Source organism: Paraburkholderia susongensis (assembly GCF_900177725.1).
GTDB lineage: Bacteria > Pseudomonadota > Gammaproteobacteria > Burkholderiales > Burkholderiaceae > Paraburkholderia > Paraburkholderia susongensis.
The window spans coordinates 90374-110091 of the sequence record NZ_FXAT01000013.1 but is presented as its reverse complement, the minus strand read 5'-3'; the positions used below and the strand labels follow the sequence as shown (position 1 = coordinate 110091).

At 64.6% G+C, this 19718-nt stretch carries 17 protein-coding genes and 1 pseudogene; 12 read left to right on the top strand and 6 right to left on the bottom strand.

Annotated features, from left to right (window positions below; genetic code table 11):
- The first annotated feature begins 154 nt into the window (after window positions 1-154).
- The 3 genes from B9Z01_RS28355 (at window position 155) to B9Z01_RS28345 (ending at window position 3498) form a co-directional block, all read left to right on the top strand.
- Window positions 155-1480, top strand: coding sequence for an MFS transporter (locus tag B9Z01_RS28355; RefSeq protein WP_143809092.1), 1326 nt, complete (start codon window positions 155-157; stop codon window positions 1478-1480).
- A 153-nt stretch (window positions 1481-1633) separates the two neighbouring features.
- A complete protein-coding gene (locus B9Z01_RS28350) occupies window positions 1634-2605 on the top strand; it encodes a quinone oxidoreductase family protein (RefSeq protein ID WP_085488877.1) in 972 nt (323 codons plus the stop codon).
- A gap of 110 nt (window positions 2606-2715) precedes the next feature.
- Entirely contained in the window at window positions 2716-3498 is a 783-nt protein-coding gene (locus B9Z01_RS28345) for an SDR family oxidoreductase (protein ID WP_208626287.1), read from the top strand.
- A gap of 248 nt (window positions 3499-3746) precedes the next feature.
- Here B9Z01_RS28345 and B9Z01_RS28340 read toward each other — a convergent pair whose 3' ends face one another.
- On the bottom strand, window positions 3747-4805 hold the full coding sequence (locus B9Z01_RS28340; RefSeq protein WP_085488875.1) for a beta-keto acid cleavage family enzyme: 1059 nt from the start codon (window positions 4803-4805) through the stop codon (window positions 3747-3749).
- 129 nt (window positions 4806-4934) lie between these two features.
- Here B9Z01_RS28340 and B9Z01_RS28335 point away from each other — a divergent pair, with 129 nt between their 5' ends.
- From B9Z01_RS28335 to B9Z01_RS28325, 3 genes are all read left to right on the top strand, one after another.
- Window positions 4935-5924, top strand: coding sequence for an AraC family transcriptional regulator (locus tag B9Z01_RS28335; protein ID WP_244196177.1), 990 nt, complete (start codon window positions 4935-4937; stop codon window positions 5922-5924).
- A 211-nt stretch (window positions 5925-6135) separates the two neighbouring features.
- Complete coding sequence (locus B9Z01_RS28330; protein ID WP_085488873.1) at window positions 6136-7194, top strand: beta-keto acid cleavage family enzyme; 1059 nt, start codon at window positions 6136-6138, stop codon at window positions 7192-7194.
- A gap of 50 nt (window positions 7195-7244) precedes the next feature.
- On the top strand, window positions 7245-8459 hold the full coding sequence (locus B9Z01_RS28325; RefSeq protein WP_085488949.1) for a CaiB/BaiF CoA transferase family protein: 1215 nt from the start codon (window positions 7245-7247) through the stop codon (window positions 8457-8459).
- 27 nt (window positions 8460-8486) lie between these two features.
- On the opposite strand, the gene B9Z01_RS28320 is transcribed toward B9Z01_RS28325, so the two are convergent.
- Window positions 8487-9521, bottom strand: a complete 1035-nt coding sequence (locus B9Z01_RS28320; RefSeq protein ID WP_085488872.1) for an AraC family transcriptional regulator — start codon at window positions 9519-9521, stop codon at window positions 8487-8489.
- Between the two features lie 272 nt (window positions 9522-9793).
- On the opposite strand from B9Z01_RS28320, the gene B9Z01_RS28315 reads away from it, so the two are divergent.
- From B9Z01_RS28315 to B9Z01_RS28290, 6 genes are all read left to right on the top strand, one after another.
- A complete protein-coding gene (locus tag B9Z01_RS28315; protein ID WP_085488871.1) occupies window positions 9794-10636 on the top strand; it encodes a TauD/TfdA dioxygenase family protein in 843 nt (280 codons plus the stop codon).
- A 103-nt stretch (window positions 10637-10739) separates the two neighbouring features.
- Window positions 10740-11720 (top strand): quinone oxidoreductase family protein, encoded by a 981-nt coding sequence (locus tag B9Z01_RS28310; protein WP_085488870.1) that lies wholly within the window; start codon window positions 10740-10742, stop codon window positions 11718-11720.
- A gap of 53 nt (window positions 11721-11773) precedes the next feature.
- Window positions 11774-12403, top strand: coding sequence for an RBBP9/YdeN family alpha/beta hydrolase (locus tag B9Z01_RS28305; RefSeq protein ID WP_244196176.1), 630 nt, complete (start codon window positions 11774-11776; stop codon window positions 12401-12403).
- A 118-nt stretch (window positions 12404-12521) separates the two neighbouring features.
- Window positions 12522-13811 (top strand): MFS transporter, encoded by a 1290-nt coding sequence (locus B9Z01_RS28300; protein WP_085488868.1) that lies wholly within the window; start codon window positions 12522-12524, stop codon window positions 13809-13811.
- 162 nt (window positions 13812-13973) lie between these two features.
- Complete coding sequence (locus B9Z01_RS28295) at window positions 13974-15095, top strand: porin (RefSeq protein ID WP_085488867.1); 1122 nt, start codon at window positions 13974-13976, stop codon at window positions 15093-15095.
- A 39-nt stretch (window positions 15096-15134) separates the two neighbouring features.
- A complete protein-coding gene (locus B9Z01_RS28290; protein ID WP_085488866.1) occupies window positions 15135-15521 on the top strand; it encodes a BON domain-containing protein in 387 nt (128 codons plus the stop codon).
- A gap of 46 nt (window positions 15522-15567) precedes the next feature.
- On the opposite strand, the pseudogene B9Z01_RS28285 reads toward B9Z01_RS28290, so the two are convergent.
- The 4 genes and pseudogenes from B9Z01_RS28285 to B9Z01_RS28270 all read right to left on the bottom strand — a co-directional run.
- Window positions 15568-16022 (bottom strand): annotated as a pseudogene (locus B9Z01_RS28285) (IS6 family transposase); the annotation flags it as partial.
- A 113-nt stretch (window positions 16023-16135) separates the two neighbouring features.
- Complete coding sequence (locus B9Z01_RS28280; protein ID WP_085488865.1) at window positions 16136-17230, bottom strand: NAD(P)H-dependent flavin oxidoreductase; 1095 nt, start codon at window positions 17228-17230, stop codon at window positions 16136-16138.
- A complete protein-coding gene (locus tag B9Z01_RS28275; protein WP_085488864.1) occupies window positions 17223-18452 on the bottom strand; it encodes an acyl-CoA dehydrogenase family protein in 1230 nt (409 codons plus the stop codon). The genes B9Z01_RS28280 and B9Z01_RS28275 overlap by 8 nt, the downstream gene beginning before the upstream one ends.
- 13 nt (window positions 18453-18465) lie before the next feature.
- Complete coding sequence (locus tag B9Z01_RS28270; RefSeq protein ID WP_085488863.1) at window positions 18466-19662, bottom strand: CaiB/BaiF CoA transferase family protein; 1197 nt, start codon at window positions 19660-19662, stop codon at window positions 18466-18468.
- Window positions 19663-19718 lie beyond the last annotated feature (56 nt).

Sequence of the window (19718 nt, the reverse complement as noted above, 5' to 3'; positions counted from 1 at the left end):
AATCCGGCGTGGCGTCGCCACCCCGGGAATGGCGATTAATCAATTTGCTTTCTGGCGCGGGACAGGTGGCGTAAGGCTTCCGTTCCGCAGGAAAAGCGGCCGCGCGCGCAGTCGGCGCATGAGAACCGCGAGCCAGTTCATTCAGGAGACGATCTTGCACGCACACCATGTTGACGACTCCGCGCACGGCGATATCGGCGTCACACGATCGCCGGTTCGCGTGTACGCGTGGGTGGTTTTCGCATTGACACTGGGCCTGTTGATCTCCGACTACATGTCGCGGCAGGTGCTCAATGCGGTATTCCCCTTGCTGAAAGAGGTATGGGGTCTGTCGGACACCCGGCTCGGTTCCTTGAGCAGCGTGGTGGCGATGATGGTCGGGATACTGACCTTTCCGTTGTCGGTGTTGGCCGACCGCTGGGGACGCGTCCGAAGCATTGTGCTGATGGCGACCATCTGGAGTCTGGCCACGCTCGGCTGTGCCGTTTCCACCAGCTACGACCAGATGCTCGCCGCGCGAGCCCTGGTCGGCATCGGCGAGGCGGCTTACGGCAGTGTGGGGATCGCGCTCGTGTTGAGCATCTTTCCGGCCTATCTGCGCTCGACCCTGACCGCCGCGTTCATGGCGGGCGGATCGTTTGGCTCGGTGCTGGGCATGGCGCTGGGTGGCATGGTGGCGGCACAGCTCGGCTGGCGCTGGTCATTCGGCGCGATGGCCGCGTTCGGCTTTCTGCTGGTGCTCGTCTACGCCGCCGTGGTGTCGGAGAAGCGGCTCGCCTCCGAGCGGCCCGGCGAGGGGGCGGCCGCACGCGGCAAGCCCGCGATGCGCGTGAGCTTCCGCACGCTGATGCAAGGGCTTTTTTCGTGCCGCTCGGTGCGGTGCGCCTACGTCGGCAGCGGCCTGCAACTGCTCGTCCCCGGTGCGATGTATGCCTGGCTGCCGAGCTATCTGAACCGCTACTACGCGATGGCGCCCGGCAAGGCCGCCGTGAGCGCGGCGGGCTTCGTGCTGGCAACCGGCGTCGGCATGATCTTCTGCGGCATCGTGACCGACGTCGTCAGCAAGAAGGTCCCGCAGCGCAAGTGGCTCGTCGCGGTGCTCTATTGCCTGCTGTGCTTCGTTTCGCTGAGCATCGCGCTGCGTCTGCCCCCGGGCACCGCGCAGATCGCCCTGATCGGCGCCGGCATGTTCTTCAGCGCGGGAGCCTGCGGACCCTCGGGCGCGATGGTCGCGAACCTCACGCCGCCGAACATGCACTCGTCCGCCTTCGCTACCCTGACGCTCGCCAACAATTTTCTGGGCCTTGCGCCCGCCGCGATTCTGACCGGATTCATTGCGGACCGAATCGGTTTGCTCGGCGCGCTGCAGATCATTCCTTTCGCCACCTTCGTCTCCGCGCTCGCGTTCCTGCTCGGCAAGCGGAGCTACACGGCCGACCTGCAGCGGCTCAATGCACAGCGCGCGCAAGCCGCAACCTGACCAAAGCCCTGACGGAGCCTCGCTGATGAGCGCCGCAAGCCTGGCCGCGATCCCGATCAGCGAGTTTCATCGCGAGGCGAGACAACGTAACCGATACCGCGCGGCTGACGTGAGCGGCAGTGATTTTTTATCTTCTTGAGGAGACTGACGGCAATGACACAGGCAATCCGCTTTTACGAAACAGGTGGTCCCGAGGTGCTGCGGCTGGAGAACGTCGAAGTGGGCGAACCCGGCCCCGGCGAGGTCCGCGTGCGGCACACGTATGTGGCCGTGAACTTCATCGACATCTACTTCCGTACCGGGCAATACCCGCTCGCGTTACCCAACGGGCTGGGCTCGGATGCAGTGGGCGTCGTCGAGGCTGTGGGCGAGGGCGTGTCCGACATCAAGGCAGGCGACCGGGTCGGCTATCTGTTGGGGCCGCAGGGCGCCTATTCGGAGGCGCGCGTGATGCCCGCCGACGTGCTGATTCCGCTACCCGACGGGGTGAGCGATCGCACCGCATCGACGCTGATCATGAAAGGCATGACGGCGCAGTACCTGTTTCGCCAGGTCTATCCGCTCAACGGCGGCGAGACCATCCTGTACCACGCCGCCGCGGGCGGGGTGGGGCTGATCGCCTGTCAGTGGGCACGCAGCCTCGGCGTGACGATGATCGGCACGGTCAGCACCGACGAGAAGGCCGAAGTGGCGAAGGCGCATGGCTGCACGCACACCATCGTGACCTCGCGCGAGAACATCGCCGAGCGAGTGCGCGAGATCACCGGCGGCAAAGGCGTCGAGGTGGTGTTCGACTCCGTGGGCAAGGACACGTTGCAAGCGTCGCTCGACAGCCTGCGGGTGCGTGGCACGCTCGTGAGCAACGGCACGACCTCGGGGCCGGTGCTCATCGATACGCGCATGCTCGCGGGCAAGGGATCGATCTGGGTGACGCGCCCCGCGATGATCCACTATGCGACGCCGCGCTCCCACATGCTCGGGATGGCGAAGGAACTGTTCGATCTCGTGCTGGCCGGCAAGATCAGGAGCGAACCCGGCCAGACCTTCGCGCTCGCCGAGGCGGCCGACGCGCATCGCGCGCTCGAGTCGCGCAAGACGGTCGGCTCGACCGTGCTCGTTCCGTAAAACACGCGGCCCGGTCGTGCGGGCGCGGCACCGCCGGCTCGCACGCGCACGGTGCTGGGTGCAGCGCCGTGCCGGCGGCCGTGGCTGAAGCTGAAATCAGATAAGGAATCCTGATGAGTCTTTCCTCACTTCAAAACCTCGATGGACGCGTCGCGCTCATCACCGGAGGTTCGCGCGGCCTGGGTCTGCAGATGGCCGAAGTGCTCGGCGAACTGGGCGCCCGCGTTGCGATCACCGCCCGCAAGAAGAACGAGCTCGACGCCGCCACTGGGCATCTGCGGGCACTCGGCATCGAGGCGGTACCGATCGTCTGCGACATGGGCGATCTGGACGCGATTGCGCCGATGGTCGAGCAGGTGATCGGCACGCTCGGACAGATCGATATTCTGGTCAACAACGCGGGCACTTCGTGGGGCGCGCCGACGATCGAGCATTCGCTGGAAGGCTGGCAGAAGGTCATCACGCTCAACATGACGGCCATCTTCGTCGCGACCCAGGAGGTGGGCCGCCGCTGCATGGTGCCGCGCCGTCGCGGCAAGGTGATCAACATCGCTTCGATTCAGGGACTGACGGGCGTCTATCCCGAGAGCATGCCGACGCTCGCCTACAACGCGAGCAAGGGCGCGGTGGTCAACATGACGCGCACCCTCGCCGTGGAATGGGCGCCGCTCGGCATCACAGTCAATGCAATCGCTCCCGGCTACTTCCCGACCAGAATGACCGCGCCGATCGATGCGGCCCTCGGCGACGACAAGACCGCGTCGATGGCGCCGATGAACCGCGTGGGCGGTCCCGAAGACCTGAAGGGCGTGACTGCGCTGTTCGCGTCGGACGCGAGCGCTTTCATCACCGGACAGATACTCGCGGTGGACGGCGGCTTGACGGCCATCTGAGATCAGCCTGGCAAGCACGCGCTCGGGCTGTCGGGACGGGCGCGCGTTTGCAACCGGCAGTCAGTTGAAGCGCGCAGGGCTGGCATGGACCCGGCAGGTGCGGATCCAGGTTTCCATGGGGAGGGGGAGGACGCCACTGATGCGAGAAGTGTGGCGCGGTCTTCGCGCCACGGGTCGGGAATTCAAACTGGACTTCCCGACATGCCGCCGGCGCGGTGCGCGCTGGCGGCATCGTCCGTTACTCGCCGTCAGGCGATCTTGCGCAGATAGCCTTGTTGCCCGCCGTTGCGGTTGGGCGCGAAGCCGTTTGCCGCGAGGGATTCTTCCACGGTGTCGTAGAACACGCCGATCTTGCTGATCTCACGTGCCTCTTTGGCCGTGGCGATCGGCCGGCCGAACTCGCGCGAGATGCGCACCAGTTGCTCGACCTGCGCGGCCGTGCCGATCTTGGCCGTGCGTGACTGGTTCCACAGGTTGTCCTCGGTACCCGTGCGCACGTGCAGGCCCATCGCGATACCCATCATGTTCACCGGCAGCACGTTGAGCACGGAGCTTTCCACTGTCAGCACCGCGCCGTCGGGCACCGCGCGCACAAAGTTGGCCATGTTGTAGAGGTTGGGCGCATCCATGCCGCCGCCGATGGCGACCCAGTTCATGACCAGCGGGCCCTTGTAGATGCCGCGGCGCATCAGCCGCTCCACCGATTCGAAGCTGTTGATGTTGTAGCACTGGAACGCGCTCTGGATGCCCGCGGCCGTGAGGCGGCGCACGTGCTCCTCGACCCAGCCGGGTTGCGCGGGCACCGTCATTTCCTTGTAGGCGTTGAACACCACCGGGTCTTCCATCGAGGTGCCCTTGATGTCACGCGTATCGAATTGCTCGAGAAAATTCATCTGCGAAGTGTTGACGGTCACCGTCACCTGGTCGGGCTTGGGGTCCAGTTCGGCCAGCATGTGGCGCGTGTCGTCCGACAGCCACTTGGCTGCCGCGCCCTCGGTTTCCGGCGCGAAGCTGATGGAGCCGCCCACCTGGATGATCATCTCCGGCACGCGCGCACGCACCCCCGCGATCAGTTCATTGAACTTCGACAGACGCTTGCTGCCCTTGCCGTCCAGTTCGCGCACGTGCAGATGCAGCACCGTGGCGCCCGCGTTGTAGCAGTCCACCGCCTTCTGGATCTGCTCTTCCATCGTGACCGGAATCTCCCCGGGGAAATCCGACGGCAGCCACGACGGCGCATAGGGTGCCGCCGTGATGATGAGCGGCTGCTGGTTCTCCGGAAAGAGATGTCCGTCGAGAAAGTTCATGATGTGTCTCCTGGATAAAAAGAGAAGGGAGGGCGGTGACTTGACGGAAGAATATCGCTGCAAGATAGACCCCGATGTATTATTCGGGACATCGGATGTCTAAATTGGGACACTGCCATGCAGCGATCCATGCTCACGATTCGCAGCGCCAGCCTTACCGGCTATACGGAACTCGCACGCCAGCTCGGGCTGGATCCTGCGCGCATGTTGCGCAGGGTCGGGTTGAGTGCGCGCGATCTGGTCGATCCCGATACACCCATCAGCACGACTGCGGTGCGCGAGCTACTGGAAAGCAGCGCGGCGGCGGCGAAGGTGGAGGATTTCGGCTTACGGCTGGCGATGCGCCGGCGGCTCTCCAACCTGGGGCCGATCAGCGCTGTCATGAGTGAAGCGCCTACGGCTCGAGAAGCCCTTGAGAGCTTGTGCCGCTACATCCGCCTGATCAATGCTTCACTCCTGACCAGCATTGAAGACTATGGCGACGCCGTATTGATTCGCGAGAACATTCTGGTGGACGACAAGAATTCAGTGCGACAGTCCATCGAGATGGCCGTCGGCGTACTTTACCGGAGCATCGAGGAGCTCCTCGGGCCGAGCTGGCGGCCGCGAAGCGTCTGCTTCGAGCACCGCCCACCGGACAGCGCGACATGCCACAAGGCCTTCTTTGGATCGGCGGTGGAGTTCAATTCTCACTTCAATGGCATCGTGTGCCGCGCCAGGGACCTGGCGGCGGGTCGGCCCGCCAGTGATTCCCAGATGGCGCTCTATGCCCGCCGCTTTCTGGATCAGGCGTTATCAGGCGCTGATGACAGTGCCACGCATACCATCCGTCAGGTCATTGTCGCGATGTTGCCCAATGGCCGATGCACGGCCGACCAGGTGGCGAGACACCTCGGCGTGGATCGTCGTACTTTGCATCGGCGTCTGGCCGCCGAGGAAACGAGCTTTTCCGCGCTGCTTCAGGCTGTCCGGTGCGAACTCGCGTCGCGGCAAATCCGCGATAGCGACCGTTCGCTTTCCGAGCTGGCGGATCTGCTCGGTTTTTCCAGTCCAAGTGCTTTCGCTTTCTGGTTCAGGAAACACTTTGGCAAGACGGTTTCGAAATGGCGAGCGTGCTGACCTCGGTCAGTATCGATCTCGCCCACTGGTTTTCTCCATGCGTGTGCGTACGCTCCCGGGACTATTTCGAGGCGAGTTCCGCCAACGTCTGTCCCGAATAAGCAAATGGATGTCGTGGATTATCAAGCGGGGGAGCGGACTGGACAGGACAATGGGTTGATCGCAGTCGAGCCGGTAGCGCCGACAGCCGCTTTCCCTTTGGAGATCCAGCATGAACTTTCTCGACGGCCATCTCTTTCCGGAGAACCAGCAGCCCTTGATCATCACGGCGGCGCCCTATGCGCCGGGTTGGTTGCCTGGCGACTTTCCCGAGGATATTCCGGTCACCATGGACCAGCAGATCCAGAAGGCGGTGGACTGCTACAACGCGGGCGCCACGGTGCTGCACCTGCACGTGCGCGAACTGGACGGCAAGGGCAGCAAGCGCCTGTCCAAATTCAACGAACTGATCGCCGGCGTGCGCAAGGCGGTGCCGGAGATGATCATCCAGGTGGGCGGCTCGATCTCGTTCGCGCCCGAGAACGAGGGACAGGCAGCGAAGTGGCTGTCGGACGATACGCGCCACATGCTGGCCGAACTCGAGCCCACGCCTGACCAGGTCACGGTGACGGTCAATACCTCGCAGATGAACGTGACCGATCAGGCGGAGGACGCCGATTTCCGGGGCACCTCGCGCGCCAATCCGGCCATCTTCAACGCCTACAAGGAAATGACCGTGCCCGCGCAGCCGGGATGGGTGGAGGAGCACGTGCGCCGCCTCACGGCGAGAGGCATCCAGAGCGCCTTCCAGTGCTACAACCTCAACAGCTTCGAGTCGGTGGAGCGGCTGATGCGCCGCGGCTTCTACAAAGGCCCATTGGTCATGAACTGGGTGGCCATCGCCGGCGGCATGGATACGCCGAGCGTCTACAGTCTCGCCAACTTCATTCGCGCCGTGCCCGATGGCGCGGTCGTGACAGTGGAGAGCAACGTTCGCAATGTCCTGCCGGTCAACATGATGGGGATCGCGATGGGCCTGCACGTGCGCTGCGGCACCGAAGATTGCCTGTGGAACCAGTCGCGCACGGAGAAGATGAGCAGCGTGAAGCAGATCGAGCAGCTCGTGCGCATCTCGCGCGAGTTCGGCCGCGAGATCGCCACGGCGCAGGAGGCGCGCGAGATCTCGAAGATCGGCGTCTTCTACGACACGGTGGAGGAGTCGCTGCACGCGAACGGTTTTGCGCCTAACCGCAACGGCGGTAATCAGGGGTTCCTGCGCAAGACGGCCTGAGCGAACCCTTCGGCCCACTCCCATCCACCAGGAACCAGAAGGGTTTGCTGATGCATACCGACAACAGAAGCCTGCCGCTTGCAGGCGTGCGCGTACTCGATCTCTCGCGGATTCTGGCCGGGCCGTGGAGCGCCATGGTGCTCGGCGACCTGGGCGCGGAGGTCATCAAGGTCGAGCATCCGCAGCGCGGCGACGATACACGCGACTGGGGCCTGCGCATCGGCCGGACCGAGACCGCGTACTTCAACAGCGTGAACCGCAACAAGCGCTCGATCACGCTCGACCTGCAGACGCCCGAAGGCCAGCGAATCGCCCGTGATCTCGCGAAGACGTGCGACGTCGTGATCCAGAACTTCAAGTTCGGCGGCGCGGAGAAGCTCGGGCTCGGTTATGAGCAGTTGAGCGTGGAGAACCCAGGCCTCATCTATTGTTCGATTTCCGGCTACGACCGTACCGGCCCCGAGGCCGCGCGGCCCGGCTATGACCTCGTCGTGCAGGGCGAAGCGGGCCTCATGGCGCTGAACGGCGAAGCGGACCAGCCGCCGCTGAAGTTCGGTGTCGCGGCTGTCGACCTGTTCACGGGGATGTATTCGGCGCAAGCGATGCTCGCGGCGCTGTTCGAGCGCGAACGCAGCGGGCGCGGGCGCCACATCGAAATGGCGCTGTTCGATTGCGGGCTCATGATTACGGCCTACTATGGGCTCGAGGCGCTCGTGATGGGCGAGGACCCGCCGCGCTACGGCAATGCGCATCCGTCGATCGTGCCTTACGGCGTGTTCGACGCGGCGGATGGTCCGCTCGTCATCACCGTGGGCAACAACAGCCAGTTCGAACGCTTCTGCCGCGAAGTGATCGAACGCCCCGATCTTGCCGACGATGCGCGTTTCAGGACCAACATCCTGCGCTCGCAAAACCGCGAGATGCTGCTGCCCGAACTCACGCGGGAATTGGCCAGGCAGCCTCGCGCGCTGCTGCTCGAACGGCTCGTTGGCGCCGGCATTCCGTGCGGCGAAGTGGCGGGGCTGCGCGACGCGCTGTTGTCGAAACGCGCGAAGGATGCGGGCCTCGTGACGGAGCAGGCGCATCCGCACACGGCAAGCGGCACGACGCCCGTGCTCGCGCCGCCGTGGCGCTTCGACGGAGAGCGCCTGCCGGTGCGCCGGCCGCCCCCGCAACTCGGCGAAGGCACCCACGACGTTCTGCATGTCGGGCTTGGGATTTCGGAGCGGGAGTTGGCCGAGTTGAAAGAGAAGGGGGTTATCTGATCCGCTGGCGGGCTTGGCGGCGCTACCTCATTGTCCGCGCTGATCCGCGCAGACTAGGGCTTGCTCCAGGTGCTCGTTGCGCCACAGGCTCGGCGGTTTGCCGAATTCGGCGCTGAACCAGCGCGAGAACGCACTGAGTTCGGAAAAGCCCAGCAGGTTGCCGATATCGGACATTGAATGACGCGGCTGGGCCAGGTATCGCACCGCGAGTGAGACACGCACTTCGTTCAGGAGCGCCGAGAATCGCTGTCCGGACTGTTCGAGCTGGCGCTGCAGCGTACGGGGCGTGCGGCCCAACTGGAAGCTCACGGGGTCGATCGCGCCTTGCCCGCGCGGCAGCAGGACGTGGATGGTGCGGCGCACATTGTCGGCGAGCGATTCCGTGTTGTAGCGCGGCTGCAGGTCGAGCAGCGCCTTCGCGTGGCGCGCGAGATGCACGTCGGCCAGCGGGTTAGCGCGGTCGAGATCCTGCCGGGGCAGCACGATGCTGTCGAACTCACTGTCGAACACGACGTTTCGTCCGAAGAAGCGGCGATGCACCGCGAGGCTCGCGGGCGCAGCATGCGAAAAGTGCACGCTGCGAGGCATGTATTGCGGACCGAGTATCGAGCGCATGAGACTGAACACCACGCCGACCGCCAGTTCCACCATTTCCGGTCCGGGATCGGGCCGCCCGGTCACGAGCCCGACGTGCACGACTGCAACGTCGATGGTTTCCTCGACCTGAATGACCACCGAATCGCTCAGCAGATGACGATAACTTTCGATCTGCGCCAGCACCTGGCGCAGCGTCGGCTGGTGCTGCAGATAGAGACTCAGCGGCCCGAAATCGGAGAGCCGCCATGCTTCACCGACGCGCAAGCCGAGCGAGTCGCAACCGGCCTCGTGTGCCGATCTTTCGATGACCCGCGCGAGGTCCGATTCGGGAATGCGCAGATCGGGAGTCGCGAGGCAGGACGGATCGAGCCCCGCGTCGCGCAACGTGCGAACCGGATCGATGCCCACGCTTCGGGCGATCTCCGAAAACTTGCTCAGGGAGGCGGCTCGAACCAGGAGAGGCATGGCTTTACACGCGAACGATGGTGGTAAAGCGTAACGTTTGTGCGGTGCGGCGTCTGTCAGGAATAACCATGAACGTAATGCGTGTCGCGCGTTGTCAGATCGTGTCGCGCAGCGTCAAGCGGGTTGGCGGCGCAGTTCCCACAATGCATTTCCATGGCGGTGCGTCACCAGCGGAATTTGCAAAAGGGACGCAACGAACGAAGCGGGTGGATGGCCTACGCGCTCATCTGTGCCGTCCTCCGTGCGAGACCCCTGTTCACCGGAATATGTCCATGCGAATCGAACGACTGACCAGCAATATCGGCGCCGAAATCTCCGGTGTCCATCTGGGCGATGCGGCGCGCGACGACGCGCTGTTCGCCGAAATCAAGGCACTTCTGCTCAAGCACAAGGTGCTGTTTCTGCGGGACCAGAACATCACGCGGGCGGAGCACGTCGCGTTCGCGCGGCGCTTCGGCGAGCTGGAAGACCATCCTGTCGCCGGCAGCGATCCGGATCATCCGGGGCTCGTGCAGATCTATCGCAGCGACAAGAAGGAAAGCTATGAAAACAGCTACCACACCGACGGTTCCTGGCGGCCTTGCCCGTCGATGGGCGCGGTGCTGCGCTGTATCGAGTGTCCGGAAGTCGGTGGCGACACCATCTGGGTCGACATGGGCGCGGCCTACCGCAATCTGCCCGATGAGATCAAGCAGCGCATCGACGGGCTGCGCGCGAAACACAGCATCGAGCATTCGTTCGGCGCGGTGATGGCGCCCGAGGCCAGAGCGAAGCTCGCCGAAGAAAACCCGATGGTCGAACATCCGGTGGTGCGCACGCACCCCGAGACCGGCGAAAAGGTGCTGTACGTGAACGGCTTCACGACGCACTTCGCCAACTTCCACACGCCCGAAAACGTGCGCTATGGGCAGGACAAGACGCCCGGCGCGAGCCATCTGCTCAACTATCTGCTCAGCCAGGCCTATATCCCTGAATTCCAGGTGCGTTTTCGCTGGAAGCCGAACAGCGTGGCCATCTGGGACAATCGCGCCACGCAGCACTACGCCGTGCATGACTATTGGCCCGAGCCGCGCAAGATGGAACGCGCCGGCATCATCGGCGACCGGCCGTTCTGAGGCGCACGCGCGGCTGCGAGGGCGTTAGCGCATGGCCGGAAGAACGACATAACAGACACGCACGAACAGGCCCGAAATCGGGCCGGAATTCAGGAGACGCCGAATGGCACACGCAATCAGGATGCACGAAACCGGTGCGCCGGAAGTTATGCGCTGGGAAGAGGTGGAAGTCGGCGCGCCCCGGCCCGGCGAAGCGCGGCTGCGCCACGAGGCGGTGGGCCTCAACTTTGCCGACACTTACTTCCGCACCGGCCTCTATCCGGTTCCACTGCCAGCGGGCATGGGCGTGGAAGCCGCGGGCGTGGTGGAGGAAGTCGGCGCAGGCGTGACCCATGTGACGCCTGGCGACCGCGTGACCTACACGGGCTTCGTGAACACGCTAGGCGCGTACAGCACCGAGCGGCTGATTTCCGCGGCCCCGCTGATCCGGCTGCCGGAACGCATCGCGTGCGAGACGGCGGCGGCCATGACGATGCGCGGCCTCACGTCGGCCTATCTGATGCGGCGGATCTGGCCGCTGCATGCCGGCGAAACGATACTCGTGCACGCCGCGGCGGGCGGCGTCGGCCTGATTCTCTGCCAGTGGGCGAAGCTGCTCGGACTCACGGTGATCGGCACCGTGTCGAGCGAGGAAAAAGCGGCGATCGCGAGCCAGCACGGCTGCGATCACGTGATCGACTACACGCGCGAAGACGTGGCGCGGCGCGTGCGGGAGCTGACCGGTGGCGCGGGTGTGTCCGTGGTCTACGACAGCGTGGGCAAGAACACGTTCATGGCCTCGCTCGATTCGCTCAAGCGCCGCGGTCTGCTCGTCTGCTTCGGCACGGCCTCCGGCGCGGCTCCCGCGTTCGAGCCGCAGCTCCTCGCCCGCAAAGGCTCGGTCTTCGTCACGCGCCCGGCGCTCGCCGACTATATTGCGGATCCGCGTGAGAAAGCCGAACTCGCCGATGAGATATTCGGCCTCGTTGCCGCGGGGCGCATCAGGATTGAGATCAACCAGCGCTACGCGCTCGAAGACGCCGTGCAGGCGCATCGGGACCTCGAGGCACGCAGAACGACGGGTTCGTCCATTTTTACGATCTGAGGCGGCGCGCGCTTCACCCTCGTGAGGCCGGCGGCATGAACAGGAGTACTGACTTGAGAGAGACTACGAACCGGACTGGCAACACGCCAACCGTCGTGATCGTTCCGGGCTTGCGCGATCACGTCGAACAGCACTGGCAGACGCTGCTCGAAGCGCATCTGCGTGCGCAGAACCGGCCTGTCGCCGCGGTGCCGCCGATGGGGCGCGACGAGCTCGATTGCGCGTCGCGCGTGGAGGCGATCGAAAAAGCCGTGGTGGATGCCGGCGCGCCCGTGATCGTCGTCGCCCACAGCGCTGGCTGCATCATGGTGGCGCACTGGGCCCGGCGTCATCCGCGCGCGATCGTGGGTGCGCTGCTGGCCGCGCCGCCGGACTTCGAAACGCCGATGCCCGAAGGTTACCCGGACCTCGACACGCTCGACGCCACCGGCTGGTTGCCGGTGCCGCGCGAGCCGTTGCCGTTTGCCTCGATCGTCGCGGCGAGCCGCAACGATCCGCTTGCCCGTTACGAGCGCGTGATCGAGCTCGCGCGCGGCTGGCACAGCGAACTGGTGGACTTCGGCAACGTGGGCCATCTCAATCCGGCTAGCGGCTTCGGCGAATGGCCGGCCGCCGTCGGGCTGATCGAGTCGCTGGCGTGGCGAACGGCGGCAGGAGAGGGCACTGTGCCGAAGCGCGCCTGAGTTGCGCCCGGTCGGTGCCTGGTCCGCTACGCACGGCCGGGGACGAATGCGACTAGGCGAAACGGCGGAAACCCGGCGCTTGCTGTTCAAAGGAACAATCAAGGAGACGAATGTGGGAATGCAAGCGACGGCCGCCATGGGCGAGCGCTACGCGCAAACGCCGACTGTATCCAGGGCTTACGCCTGGTGTGTGTTTGCGCTGACCTTCGGACTCCTGCTCGCGGACTATATGTCGCGGCAGGTGCTCAACGCCGTGTTCCCGTTGCTCAAGGCGCACTGGTCGCTCACCGACACGCAGCTAGGCTCGCTCAGCAGCATCGTCTCGCTGATGGTGGGGTTGCTGGCATTCCCGCTTTCGATCCTGGCCGACCGCTGGGGACGCGTGAGGAGCCTGTTCTTCATGGCGATGCTGTGGAGCCTCGCCACGCTGGGCTGCGCGGTTTCGGCAAACTATGGTCAGATGTTCGCGGCGCGCCTGTTCATCGGCGTCGGTGAGGCTGCCTACGGCAGCGTCGGTCTGGCCGTCGTGCTCAGCGTGTTCCCGGCCCATCTGCGAGCGACACTGTCGGGCTCGTTCCTCGCGGGAGGCTCGTTCGGCTCGATGCTCGGCATGGCGCTGAGCGGCATCGTGGCCGCGCATCTCGGCTGGCGCTGGTCGTTCGTCACGATGGCCGTGTTCGGTTTCGTGCTTGCGCTGATTTACCGGGTTGTAGTGACCGAGCAGCGCATTGCGCCCGGCCACATGACCGGCTCGCGAGCCACAGGCACGCGGCCACCCTTCGCGCCGCGCGAGTTGGCGCGCGCGCTGTTCGCCTCGAAATCCATCGTGTTCGCGTATCTGGGCTGCGGCGTGCAGCTGATTCTGCCAGGCGCGTTGTTCGTCTGGCTGCCGAGTTACCTGCTGCGCGCCTATGACATGCCGCTCGACCGCGCGAGCGTGGTGGCCGCCATCTTCGTGCTGACGTCGGGCGTGGGCCTCGTCGTGTGCGGCATGCTGACTGACCGCATCAGCCGTCACCACCCGGCCCGCAAGTGGATGATGGCCATTGTGTACTGCGTGATTTCCGGTGCCGCGTTCGCTGTGGCATTCCAGTTGCCGCCGGGGAACCTGCAACTGACGCTGATCGGCGTCGGCATGCTGGTCGAATCAGGCGTGTGCGGTCCAACCGGGGCGCTCGTGGCCGAACTCACGCCATCGCGGATCCATGGCACGGCGATGGCGATCTGGGCGCTGGCCAACAACCTGCTCGGCCTCGCGGCGGGTCCCGTCATCATTGGCATGCTCGCGGACCGCATGGGCCTGCACGCGGCACTCGAACTGATTCCGTTGGCGACCGTTGTCTCGACCCTCCTGTTCGTCGCGGGCAGGCGGCTCTATTCACGCGACGTTGCGCGCCCGGCCGGTTGACGCCGGGGCGCCTGAGCGGCCAGTCGTATCTGAAGGAACGACGTGCCGGTGGGAAATAGACAGTACAACCAGGCAAATAGAAAAGATCTGGTATCACCTCGGCATGCGGGAAAAAAACGGGCTGGTCAGAACCGGCTGTAACCGGAGATCGGAGGAGACACAATGAAGCTGAAGTCGAGTACCCTGGCCGTCCTTGCGGTCATGGCGGGTACAGCGCATGCGCAATCGTCGGTGACGCTGTACGGCGCCATCGATACGGGTCTGCTCTATCAGAGCACGTCGGCCGCCTCGTACGCGGCGAATGCGAAGAATCTGGGCCACGTCTATGCCTTGAAGGACGCCGGCATCTATGCCAGCTTCTGGGGCATCAGAGGGACCGAAGATATCGGTGGCGGCTACAAGGTCAATTTCCGGCTGCAAGGCGTATTCAACAGCGGAACCGGCAAGTTCGGTCTTGCAGACACGACAGGGGCCTCCGCCATCTTCAACATGCAGTCGACGGTCGGTCTGTCGGGACCGTTCGGCGCGATCGACTTCGGGCGGCAGTACGCGCCGATGATCTATGCGCTGGCCGATACCGATGTTCGCTCCGCCCAGTACTTCGGCAGCGTCCTCGGGGCGTGGCTCGGCATGAACCAGGCGGCGGGCTGGTCGGGGACCAACACCAACGTGCCGATCGGTGCCCTGTACGACAGCAATGCGATCGTCTATCAATCGCCGAAGTTCTACGGTACATGGCTCGCGCTGGAGTACGCGCCGGGCGGTGTAGCGGGGCAGTTTCAGGGTGGCACGCGCGAATCCGCCGTGCTCAGGTACTCGAACTACGGTCTGAACCTGGCCGCGGTGTACTACAACGCGCACGACACCAACCTGGCCGCCGCCACACCCACCGGCCTCAACAACAACCGTTTCTACTACTTCGGCGCGAAGTACACGTTTCACGGCCTGTCCGTTTCGGCCGGCTATGGTATCGGCAAGAATCCGTCGAACACGAACTCGGCCGACTTCGAACTCATTTCAGGCGGGCTCGGCTATCAGTTCAATCCGTTCTTCAGGCTGACCTCGGGCTTCTATTATCTGAGGGATCGCAACGACTCGGCGAATCATTCGATGGAATACGCGCTTGGCGGCGAGTACAACTTATCGAAGCGCACCATGCTCTACGCGCAGGTAGGCTATGTTGCAAACCACGGAACGATGAACCAGGGGATTACTTATGGTGCACCCGTTGCACCGGGTGTCTCCACCACGGCGGTGTCGCTCGGCATCCGCCACAGCTTCTGACGATTTGACGAAACGAGAGTGAAAGGGAGAATAACGACGATGAAAATGACCAGTGGCATTCGCGTGACGCTTGGCGCCGTGGTCGCGGCGGTATCGGTCGCCGCGTGGGCAGAGGCCAGCGAGACGGTGGCCGCGCCCGCGAGCGCGACAGACGGCACGATGGTCGCCGCATCCGGTGCAACAAGCGCAAAGACGCAGCGCAAGGCGAACCGCGCGCTGCGGCGCAAGGTGTACGCGGCGCTCGCGGGGCACAAGGAGATCAACGCGGGCGACATCAGCGTCACCGCGAGGAGTGGCGCAATTACGCTGAACGGCACGGTGACTGACGCATCGCAGATCGACACGGTCGTGCAGATCGCCAAGGGTGTCGCGGGCGTGACGTCGGTGACGAACCGGTTGAGCGTGCAGCGGCCGATTGGGCAGTAACCGGTGTTATTCAGCGATCCTGAAGGTTGTGAACGGTCTGCGCTGGGAGCGCCGGGATGTTGGCCTTCGCCGCTGGATAGCTGCGCAATTGATCAGTGACGATCTTGCGTGGCACCCGGTGGAGCGCAGCACATGCTTGAAGAAACGTTTGGCGGCGGGCCTGTCACGGCGCTTTTGAAGCAGGAGGTCGAGTTCGACTCCGTGCCCGTCGACTGCACCTCACAGCAGGTACGGTTCGCCACGCAGGGTGACGAACATCTCGTCGAGGTGCCAGGTGCTATCTGGCTTGCGGCGCGCCGCTTTCACCCGATGGGCAAAGCTCGCGCCGAACTTATCGCACCAGCGGCGAATCGTCTCGTAGCTGACCGTCACGCCGCGCTCGAACAGCAACTCTTCGATGTCGCGCAGGCCGAGTTGGAACCGGAAGTACCACCGCACCGCATGGCTGACGACCGTCGCCGGGAACCGGTGGCCGTGATAAATCGATTTCGTCTTCGTCATCGCAGCATGCTACGCGAACACCCCGCCAACGTGACAGCGCCGTACGAAGGTATCGAGGCTCAAGATCCAACGGGAGTACGGCAAGAGCCAAAGGGAGTATACGGTCGCGAGGCTCACTCCGTGTAGCGTGTCAGCGATCGAAGGGCCATGCGGGTTTCCCGCAACAACCGCTCCATGACGTTGGCTACAGGCTCGATGTCACGCAGCCAGGCCACGCTCTGGCCAGCGGCCTCATACATCAGTGGCTCAATGGCATGCTCTTCGACGGCGGCGAGCAGTTCACCCGTCAATGCTTGCTGGAATGGCATCTCGAGCGGCTCGGGCGCGCCACGACGTTCCCACTCGTCGCTGAATGCACTGCGTACGACACGACACGGTTTGCCGCTATGTGCCCGCGTAATGACGGTGTCCTCGCTTCGGGCATTGATCAGTTTGGCCGCGAGTGCTGGCGGCAGTTCGTGCTCTCGCGTGCCGAGCCAGAGTGTTCCGAGCCATGCACCCTGTGCACCCAGGGCAAGCGACGCGGCGACCTGGGCGCCCGTCCCGATTCCCCCCGCTGCGATCACCGGCTGCCCCTGCGCGGCCGCGACAACCTGCGGGACGAGTGTGAAGGTTCCGATCGGGCCGGTGTGACCACCCGCATCGTAGCCCTGCGCGACGAGAATCTCCGCTCCCGCGTCGAGCGCCTTCTGTGCATGACGAACGCTGCCGACCAGCGCGATCGTATGCTGCCCGGCATCTCGCGCACGCCTGAGCACACCTGGCGGCGTGCCGACACCTGCGGCGAACACTTCGACTCCGCTCGCCACCGCCGCCTCCACTTGCTCTTCGAACAGTGCCTGCGAGCGCACGTATTGCGAGAAAAAGTTTCCACGCGTCGCCTGCGGTACTTGGTACCGCGCAAACAGTTCCTGCACGAAGTCGCGATGCGACTGCGGCAGCGCCGCCGCTACCGATTCGCGCGTATTGTGTTCGGGCAGCCCGGTGGGCAGCAGCAGGTCCACCCCGACCGGATGATCGGGACACAGTTGGCGCAGCCCGCGCAGCTTGTGCTCTAGTTCGCTCGGGCCGTCGCGCGCGGCGGCATAGACGCCGAGCCCGCCGGCCCGTGAAATCGCCGCCGCGACTTCGATCCGGTGGGCGAGCCCGAAGACCGGAACGCGGATACCGAGCCGCGTGCAGAGATTGTTTGTCAGCGGATCAGTCATGGCAGTGCAGATCCGGTTCGAAGTCCAGGCAGGGATGCTGCGGCATCTGGGCCGCCATGCCGAGTACGTAGCGGCCGATCAGCGTCTTGTGGATCTCGCTCGTGCCCTCTCCGATCTGGTTCATCTTGGCATCGCGCAGGAAGCGCTCCAGCGGATAGGCCTTGAGATAGCCGTTGCCGCCCAGCAGTTGCAGGCAATCGACCACGATGTTCATGCACAGATCCGTCACATGCATCTTGGCGACCGAAGCGTGCGCGGCGACATCGGCATCGCCGCGGTCATAGCGCTGCGCGGTGCTATAGACGAGGCAGCGCGCAGCCTCGATCCGCGCCGCCATCTGCGCGACCATCCATTGGATACCTTGGTGACTGCCCACTGACTGGCCGAACACCTTGCGCTGGTTGGCGTACTGACTCGCGATGAGCAAGGCGCCGCACGCGCGGCCCAAGGCGATCGCCGCGTGGCCGATGCGGGCGCGCAGCAGCGTATCCTGCGCCAACCGCATGCCTTCCCCTTCGCGCCCGAGAAGCGCGCCTCGCGGCACATGGACATTCTCGAAATCGACCATCGCGATCGGGACACCGTGCCAGCCGAGCTTGGGAATATCCGCGGATACCGTCACGCCGGGCGCCGCGCGCGGAACGACGAACGCGGAGAGCCCCTTGGAGCCCTCCGGTCCGGCGTCCTCGCGCGCGACCACGACAAAGACGTCCGCCACGCTCGCGCGTGTGATGAATTTCTTGCGGCCATTGATGATCACGCCGCCATCCGCCGGAGCGTAACGCGCGGCAAGCCGCGCGACGTCGCTGCCGGCGCCCGGCTCGGTCAATGCGAACGCCGCTTGCTGCGTGCCGTTCGCGAGATCCGGCACGAGCTCCCGCTTCAGCGATTCGCTGCCGCCTGCGAGGATCGGGCGCGACGACAGATCCGTTCCCGTGATCAGCGATGCAGACGTGCTGCAAGCCGACGCCAGCTCTTCGATGATCCGTACGCGCAGCAACATGCTCGCGTCCGTGCCGCCGTACTCGCGAGGAAACGCCGTCGCGACAACACCCTCTGCGCAAAGCAGACGAAACGTCTCCCACGCAAAGACGTCCTCGCGCGCGACGCGCGCAGCATCCGGGCCGATCTGTCCGGCGACGAGCTGACGTACGCGCGCGAGCAGTTCCGCCTCTTCGGGCGCAAGTTGCACGAGCGGATGATTGCAGGCATTCAAGGGCATGCTTTCTCTCCTTTCAAATGACGCCGCTCGCGCGCAGTCGTTCGAGGGTGTCGTTGTCGAGACCTAGTTCGGTCGAATAGAACGCGGCATTGCTGCTACCGAGATCGCCTCCCGCGTGGCGGATTTCGCACGGCGCGGTCGTGAACCGCGGCACCACGCCGGCCATGCGGACGGTGCCGAAGTCCCGGTCGGGCACATCGCAGATCGCGTGGCGCGCGCGCAGATGGGGATCCTGCTCGATCTGATCGATACCGTAGATCGGCGCGATCGTGCCTTGCGCCGACTCGAACGCATCTAGCACGTCCGCGAGCGTGTGCCGGGCGCACCAGTCCGCGAAGACCGCGTTCAATTCCGCCGCGTGGCTCACGCGGGTCATATTGCAGTCGAATCTGGGATCGTCGACCAGGTCCGCACGGCCGATCGCACGGCAGTTGTTCGCGAACATCGCATTCGTGCTGCCCGACAGCGACACCCAGTGATCGTCACGCGTGCGGTACACGGCGGCTGGCGCCGAATACTGATTGGCATTTCCTGAGCGCTGGCGGACCACACCGAGCTGTTCGTATTCGATCGGCAGGAACTCCAGCAACTTCAGTGTCGCTTCGGTCAGCGACAGATCGATTTCCTCGCCCGGCGCATCCGGATCGCGAGCGCGCCGCCACAGTGCCGCCAGCACGCCGATCGCGCCGAACAGGCCGCCCACGTTGTCCGCGACCGGATAGCCGGTATGCGTCGGCTCGCGATCCGCGTCGCCGCTGATGTGCGTGAGGCCGCCCATCGCCTCGAACAGTCGGGCAAATCCCGGCCGGTTGCGATAGGGGCCGGTCTGGCCGAAGCCAGTCGCGCGCAGGATCACGAGCGAAGGCTGCGCTTTGTACAGCGCTTCTTTAGTCAATCCCCAGCGATCGAGTGTGCCCGGCCGGAAGTTCTCGATCAGCACATCGAACTTCGGCAACATCCGCAGCAGCATGGCTACGCCTTCCGCCTTGCGCAGATCGAGCGTGATGAAGCGCTTGCCCCGATTGGTCACCTTCCACCAGAGGGGTTTGCCGTCCTTGTGCGGAGGGAATCCGCGCGCGCCGTCGCCAGCGCCGGGTAATTCGACCTTGACCACGTCCGCGCCGTAATCGGCCAGCAGCGCGGCGGCCGACGGTCCGGCGATGATTGTCGCAATGTCGAGCACCCGAAGGCCCGTGAGCGGTCCAGCCATATCAGCGTCCTCGCTTTAATCAGAAAATCGGTACCGCCTGGACGGCTTCCTTACGG

What these genes read in the sequence shown, in the direction of transcription:
- B9Z01_RS28350 (WP_085488877.1), top strand. Translation starts at nt 1,634, where the DNA reads ATGACACAGGCAATCCGCTTTTACGAAACAGGTGGTCCCGAGGTGCTG.
- B9Z01_RS28340 (WP_085488875.1), bottom strand. Translation starts at nt 4,805, where the DNA reads ATGAACTTTCTCGACGGACATCTCTTTCCGGAGAACCAGCAGCCGCTC.
- B9Z01_RS28335 (WP_244196177.1), top strand. Translation starts at nt 4,935, where the DNA reads ATGCTCACGATTCGCAGCGCCAGCCTTACCGGCTATACGGAACTCGCA.
- B9Z01_RS28330 (WP_085488873.1), top strand. Translation starts at nt 6,136, where the DNA reads ATGAACTTTCTCGACGGCCATCTCTTTCCGGAGAACCAGCAGCCCTTG.
- B9Z01_RS28325 (WP_085488949.1), top strand. Translation starts at nt 7,245, where the DNA reads ATGCATACCGACAACAGAAGCCTGCCGCTTGCAGGCGTGCGCGTACTC.
- B9Z01_RS28320 (WP_085488872.1), bottom strand. Translation starts at nt 9,521, where the DNA reads ATGCCTCTCCTGGTTCGAGCCGCCTCCCTGAGCAAGTTTTCGGAGATC.
- B9Z01_RS28315 (WP_085488871.1), top strand. Translation starts at nt 9,794, where the DNA reads ATGCGAATCGAACGACTGACCAGCAATATCGGCGCCGAAATCTCCGGT.
- B9Z01_RS28310 (WP_085488870.1), top strand. Translation starts at nt 10,740, where the DNA reads ATGGCACACGCAATCAGGATGCACGAAACCGGTGCGCCGGAAGTTATG.
- B9Z01_RS28300 (WP_085488868.1), top strand. Translation starts at nt 12,522, where the DNA reads ATGCAAGCGACGGCCGCCATGGGCGAGCGCTACGCGCAAACGCCGACT.
- B9Z01_RS28295 (WP_085488867.1), top strand. Translation starts at nt 13,974, where the DNA reads ATGAAGCTGAAGTCGAGTACCCTGGCCGTCCTTGCGGTCATGGCGGGT.
- B9Z01_RS28290 (WP_085488866.1), top strand. Translation starts at nt 15,135, where the DNA reads ATGAAAATGACCAGTGGCATTCGCGTGACGCTTGGCGCCGTGGTCGCG.
- B9Z01_RS28280 (WP_085488865.1), bottom strand. Translation starts at nt 17,230, where the DNA reads ATGACTGATCCGCTGACAAACAATCTCTGCACGCGGCTCGGTATCCGC.
- B9Z01_RS28275 (WP_085488864.1), bottom strand. Translation starts at nt 18,452, where the DNA reads ATGCCCTTGAATGCCTGCAATCATCCGCTCGTGCAACTTGCGCCCGAA.
- B9Z01_RS28270 (WP_085488863.1), bottom strand. Translation starts at nt 19,662, where the DNA reads ATGGCTGGACCGCTCACGGGCCTTCGGGTGCTCGACATTGCGACAATC.